Annotated in this window: 5 protein-coding genes and 1 pseudogene; 3 read left to right on the top strand and 3 right to left on the bottom strand. The window is 68.0% G+C overall.

The features are described 5' to 3' along the window. The 3 genes and pseudogenes from L286_RS44055 to L286_RS44045 all read right to left on the bottom strand — a co-directional run. Nucleotides 1–732 (bottom strand): annotated as a pseudogene (locus tag L286_RS44055) (SPOR domain-containing protein); the annotation flags it as partial. A 4-nt stretch (nt 733–736) separates the two neighbouring features. Beyond that, entirely contained in the window at nt 737–1,279 is a 543-nt protein-coding gene (locus L286_RS44050) for a hypothetical protein (protein ID WP_007684904.1), read from the bottom strand. 15 nt (nt 1,280–1,294) lie between these two features. Next, nucleotides 1,295–2,014, bottom strand: a complete 720-nt coding sequence (locus L286_RS44045) for a ParA family protein (RefSeq protein WP_007684902.1) — start codon at nt 2,012–2,014, stop codon at nt 1,295–1,297. 166 nt (nt 2,015–2,180) lie between these two features. Between L286_RS44045 and L286_RS44040 the strand changes: the two genes are divergently transcribed. From L286_RS44040 to purU, 3 genes are all read left to right on the top strand, one after another. Then, a complete protein-coding gene (locus L286_RS44040; protein WP_007684901.1) occupies nt 2,181–3,203 on the top strand; it encodes an SPOR domain-containing protein in 1,023 nt (340 codons plus the stop codon). A 65-nt stretch (nt 3,204–3,268) separates the two neighbouring features. Continuing rightward, complete coding sequence (locus L286_RS44035) at nt 3,269–4,297, top strand: 2-oxoadipate dioxygenase/decarboxylase family protein (protein WP_007684898.1); 1,029 nt, start codon at nt 3,269–3,271, stop codon at nt 4,295–4,297. An 88-nt stretch (nt 4,298–4,385) separates the two neighbouring features. Continuing rightward, nucleotides 4,386–5,225, top strand: a complete 840-nt coding sequence (gene purU / locus L286_RS44030; protein WP_007684896.1) for a formyltetrahydrofolate deformylase — start codon at nt 4,386–4,388, stop codon at nt 5,223–5,225. The last annotated feature ends 79 nt before the right edge of the window (nt 5,226–5,304 follow it).

Genomic DNA, 5,304 nt, shown 5'->3' with positions numbered 1-5,304 from the left:
CGCCGCCAGGGCGAGGGCCGCCGGCTGGCCGGCGTCGGCACCGTCGATCGTCACGCCCATCAGCGCCGCGACGCGCTGCTGCGAAAGGCCTGGCGCGGCATTCTGCGCCCATTGGGTGATGCGCTGGTTGGCGGCAAGCGGATCGAGGTCGAAGCCCGCCATCATGCGCGCATCCTTCCACCGCCCGGCCAAGGCATAGGCATAGGCCAGGTTCTGGCGGGTGCGGGCGGTGGCCGCCGGATCATGGATCATTTCGGACAGGATGCGCACGCCCTCCGGCGCGTCGCCCGCCATCGCCATGGCCAGGCCATAGTCGGCCGCCGGAACGATGTCGGCATGGCTGGCGAGCAGGTCGCGGGCGGCGCGGTCCTTGCCCAGGCCCACCTTTACCAGCGCGAGGGTGACGATGGTGCGCGCATCGCGATTGCCCAGCGTCATCGCGTCGGCCAGCGCGGTTTCCGCCGATGCGAAGCGGCCGTCGGCGACATAGGCGCGGCCAAGCAACTGCCTGTAGCCGGCATCCTGCGGCGCCGCCTGCACGGCAGCCTCCGCCAGGTCGACCGCGCGGGCGCCGTCGCGATCCGCCAGCGCCTTTTCGATGCCGGCCGCCAGCCGATCGGGCTTTTGCGGAGCGACGGCGGCGGTGCGGAAAGCCGCCCCGGTGCATCCCACCATGGTCGTGCCGATCAGCATCGACGCGACCGCTGCTTTGGCGAAGGCCTTGCGCTTCATGGCTTTACCGATCCCTGGTCGTCGCCGCGCGCGGCAGTTCGCGGGCCAGCCGGTCCACCTCCGGCAGGCTGGCAAGATAGGCGTCCAGCGCCTCTGTCACCATCTGCTGCGCGGATCGGCCCACAATGGCGCTGGCAAGGCGCAGCTTCAGATGGCGATCGGCATCCAGCCGCAGGGTGAAGGCGGCCTTGCGACCCTTCGCCGCGGCGGAGGCACGGGCCTTCTTCCTGGTTTTTTCGACCTTGGCGGGGGCAGCCGTTTCGGCGATGCGTTCGGCCAGTTCCTCGCGCTCGGTCACGACGGCGGGCACCGGCGCGACGGCGGGAACCGCCGTCATCGGCGTCAGCCCGGCGACGGAGCGGGCTTCGGACGGCGCCGGTTCCGGCTGAGTCACGTCAAAGCCCATGTCGTTCCAGCCCAGATCCTCCTGCAACGCCGTGGCTCCGGCGGTCAGGCCGAAGACGGGACGGCGCATGGCGGGCGATGCGGCGCCCTTGCGCGCCAGCAGGCCGGACGTCAGCGAAGCGAGAGGTTTCGGTTCGACCATGATGCTCCCCTTCTCTTATTGCGAGATCCGGCGGCCGAAGCCGCCGCTTGCCGGACGGACCGTGCCCGCCGTGCCGACGGCATTGTGCGGCACGGAAAAGACGGTGCGGCGGAAATTCTTTTCCAGCCGGTCGGACACATAGGTCCATAGCTGCGTGACCTCCCCCGCGGAGCGGCCATTGGGGTCGACCTCCATCACCGTGCGGCCGTCGATCATCGATGCGGCGAAATCGGTGCGGTGGTGCAGCGTGACCGGCGCGACCGTGCCATGCTGCGACAAGGCGACGGCGGCTTCGGACGTGATGCGCGCCTTGGGCGTGGCGGCGTTGACGACGAAGATCAGCGGCTTGCCCGCCCGTTCGCACAGGTCGACCGTGGCGCCCACGGCGCGCAGATCGTGCGGGCTGGGGCGGGTCGGGACGACGATCAGCTCAGCGACGGAAATGACGCTCTGGATCGCCATGGTGATGGCGGGCGGCGTGTCGATGACGGCGAGCTTGAAGCCCTGCTGGCGCAGTATCTCCAGGTCCGCGGCCAGGCGCGCCACCGTGGTCTGGGCGAAGGCGGGATATTCGGCCTCGCGCTCGTTCCACCAGTCGGCCAGCGATCCTTGCGGGTCGATGTCGATCAGCACGACCGGACCGGCGCCCGCCATTTGCGCCTGGACGGCCAGGTGTCCCGACAGGGTGGTCTTGCCCGATCCCCCCTTTTGCGATGCCAATGCCAATATGCGCACGCAACTTCCCCCAAAAATCCAATTGGGGGGAGGAGTGCCACAGGCCCGCCTAAGAATTGGTTAATCCGCGCGGAAGCCTGACAGCCCGTAAAAAGGCGATGTTCTTAATGCTAAGTCGCTATTAACCTTGCGTCGGCATAGGATCGTGCAAGAACCCTTGGGGAGCATGAGCATGAAGCAGATCTGGGGCGTGTTGGCCGCCGGAACCATGTTGAGCCTGGCGCAGGCTGCGTCGGCCGATGTGAAGGCCGGCGTCGATGCCTGGCAGCAGGGCGATTATGCCAGGGCGGTGGCGGTGTGGCAGCCGCTGGCGCAGTCCGGCGATCCCGATGCGCAGTTCAACATGGGCCAGGCCTACAAGCTGGGTCGCGGCGTGAAGGCCGATCCCGCGCTCGCCATCGACTGGTATCGCAAGGCCGCGAAACAGGGCCATTCCCGCGCCGAGGACAATCTGGGCCTTCTGATGTTCCAGCAGGGCGACCGCGCAGGCGCCTTTCCCTATCTGCAACGCGCCGCCGAACGGGGCGAGCCGCGCGCGCAATATATCGTCGGCACCGCCCTGTTCAACGGAGACCTGACCGCGAAGAACTGGGTGCGCGCCTATGCGCTGATGACGCGGGCGTCGCAATCCGGCCTGGCCCAGGCGACGGCCAGCCTCCGCCAGATGGACAAATATATTCCGCAGGACCAGCGCAACGACGCGATCGCCATGGCCGGGTCCATCGGCCGGCAGAGCGCGACGGCGGATGAACCCCGCCTGCCCGCGCCCGTGGTGCGGGAGGCCCCTGCCCCCGTGCGGACGGCGCAATTGCCGCCCTCCACTCCATCCAAGCCCAAGGCTCCGGAACCGACGGCGAAACCAGCGCCCGCCAAGACAACAGCCGCCAAGCCCCCAGAATCCAGGCCCCCAGAATCCAGACTCCCTGCATCCAGGCCCGCCCTGCCCAAGCCGGCGAGCGGCGGCTGGCGCGTTCAGATCGGCGCCTTCAGCGCGGAGGCGCGCGCCCGCGCGCTCTGGACGCAGCTCAGCGCGAAGGTCGGCGGCCTGTCCGGCTACCAGCCCTATATCCTGACCAGCGGCGGCGTGACCCGGTTGCAGGCCGGTCCCCTGGCAAGCAGCGCGGACGCCAGCCGGCTGTGCGGCGCGATCAAGGCGGCCGGGGCGGAGTGCATGCCGAAGAAGATGTAAATCTTGCCACAGCTTGGAATTTTATTTCAACCGTGCGATAATGGCGCATCAGCACGGAGCGTCCCATGTCGGTGGAAAATCAGTCGGTGATCAATGCGCTGGTGGAGGGGTTTCTCGGCCCCGAACCGGCACGGGCGGCGCTCGCAGCGCTCGATCTGGACCCCCGCCTGACGGGACAGGGCGGCCCCCATGTCACGCGCGCCGCCTTCGCCATGGCGATGAACGTCGCGCTGTTCCACGACCTTCTGGAAAGGGTGCCCAGCGGGGCCGCCTATGTCGCGGACCGGCTGGCGCGGGGCGGCAAGGTGGTGTTCGACCATGGCGCGCTGCGCACCGTGCGGCTGGCCAAGGGCGCGACCGGACAATTGCCGCCGGGCGAGGAGGCGTTCACCCGCATATTGGTGCCGCTGGGCTATGAGATGGCCGCCGTCTATCCGCTGGACCGGCTGCGGATGACCGGCCGGGCCTATCGCCATGTCGACCTGCCCGAAGCGATCCCGCAATTCTTCCTGTCGGAACTGCATGTCGACCGCTTCGACCCGGAATTCGCAGAGGCGGCGGCGCGCATATTCGGCACTTCCCGCGATCCGCTGACATCCGAAGCCCAGGCCGTGCTGGAAAAATTCGCGGACGACCGCCCCGTCACGCTGGAGGAAGCCGCCGCGGCCCTGCCCGCGATCGTCGCGGCCTTCGACCGGCAGCATCGGCCGCCGAGCGTCGAGGATTATGAACTGCTGCTTTCCCGTTCCCATGAGGCGGCCTGGATCGCGACGGAGGGCAATGCCTTCAACCACGCGACGGACCGGGTGGCGGACGTCGCCGCACTGGCGGAACGGTTGAAGGCGGAGGACTGGCCGATCAAGGACCGGCTGGAAATCTCCCGCACCGGACGGGTCAGGCAGACGGCCCTGCGCGCCGACACGGTGGAACGGCTCTTTGCCGGCAACGAACTGCGCCGGGTTCCAGGATCGTTCTACGAATTCATCAGCCGCGACATCGATCCTGAAACCGGCAGGCTGGACCTTGCCTTCGACACCGGCAATGCGACGGGCATCTTCGCCATGACCGGCGTGCAGGGCGAAGGACGCGGATAACGGGTTGATCGGCGCGCAGGCTTGAGGCAACGGGTTCCCGATCTTGCGGGGGAGATGCGCGTTGACTGATCCGGTTGTCCCATCCTGGGTGCTGACGCTGGCCTGCGCCGACCAGGTCGGCATCGTCGCGGCCGTCAGCCAGTTCCTGGCGGAGCGCGGCGGCTTCATCACCGACAGCCAGCAATATGCCGACCGGAAAGCGGGCCGCTTCTTCATGCGCGTCGCGTTCGAGGCGACGGACGATCGCATGGGCGACACCGACCGGCTGCGCGGCGAGTTCGGCGATGTCGGCGCCCGCTTCGCCATGGACTGGCGGCTGACCAGCGCCGATGAAAAGCCGCGCATGCTGATCGCGGTCTCCAAGGGGTCGCACTGCCTGGCGGACCTGCTGCACCGCTGGCAGACGGGCACGCTGGCGGTCGACATCATGGGCGTGGCGTCCAACCATCCCGACATGCGCCGGATCACCGAATGGCACGGCATCCCCTATCATGAGCTGCCGCCCAATGGCGACAAGGCCGCGCAGGAGGAGGCGCTGTTCAGCCTGTTCGAACGGACACGCTCCGAATATCTGATCCTCGCCCGCTATATGCAGGTGCTTTCCGAAGGGCTGGTGGAAAGGCTGGCCGGGCGCTGCGTCAACATCCACCACAGCTTCCTTCCCGGTTTCAAGGGCGCGCGCCCCTATCACCGCGCGCATGAGCGGGGCGTGAAGCTGATCGGCGCGACCGCCCATTTCGTGACCGCCGATCTGGACGAAGGGCCGATCATCGAACAGGCGGTGGAGCGCGTGGACCATCGCGCGACGGCGGAGGACATGATCCGCATCGGCCGCGACATCGAAGCCCAGGTGCTGGCCAGGGCGGTAAGCTGGCTGGCCGACCGCCGGGTGCTCCAAAATGGCGGCAAGACGGTGGTGTTCCGCTAGGGTGTGTGGGGATTCAGTCCATGGCGGGCTGCAAATAGCGGCTTTCTGCGCTTCCGGTGCTCACGTACTGAAGTACGCT

This window comes from Sphingobium sp. HDIP04, from assembly GCF_000445085.1.
Taxonomy (GTDB): domain Bacteria; phylum Pseudomonadota; class Alphaproteobacteria; order Sphingomonadales; family Sphingomonadaceae; genus Sphingobium; species Sphingobium indicum.
The sequence above is the reverse complement of the archived record's forward strand: the minus strand, read 5'-3'. Positions and strand labels throughout refer to the sequence as shown.

What these genes read in the sequence shown, in the direction of transcription:
- L286_RS44040 (WP_007684901.1), top strand. Translation starts at nt 2,181, where the DNA reads ATGAGCATGAAGCAGATCTGGGGCGTGTTGGCCGCCGGAACCATGTTG.
- L286_RS44035 (WP_007684898.1), top strand. Translation starts at nt 3,269, where the DNA reads ATGTCGGTGGAAAATCAGTCGGTGATCAATGCGCTGGTGGAGGGGTTT.
- L286_RS44050 (WP_007684904.1), bottom strand. Translation starts at nt 1,279, where the DNA reads ATGGTCGAACCGAAACCTCTCGCTTCGCTGACGTCCGGCCTGCTGGCG.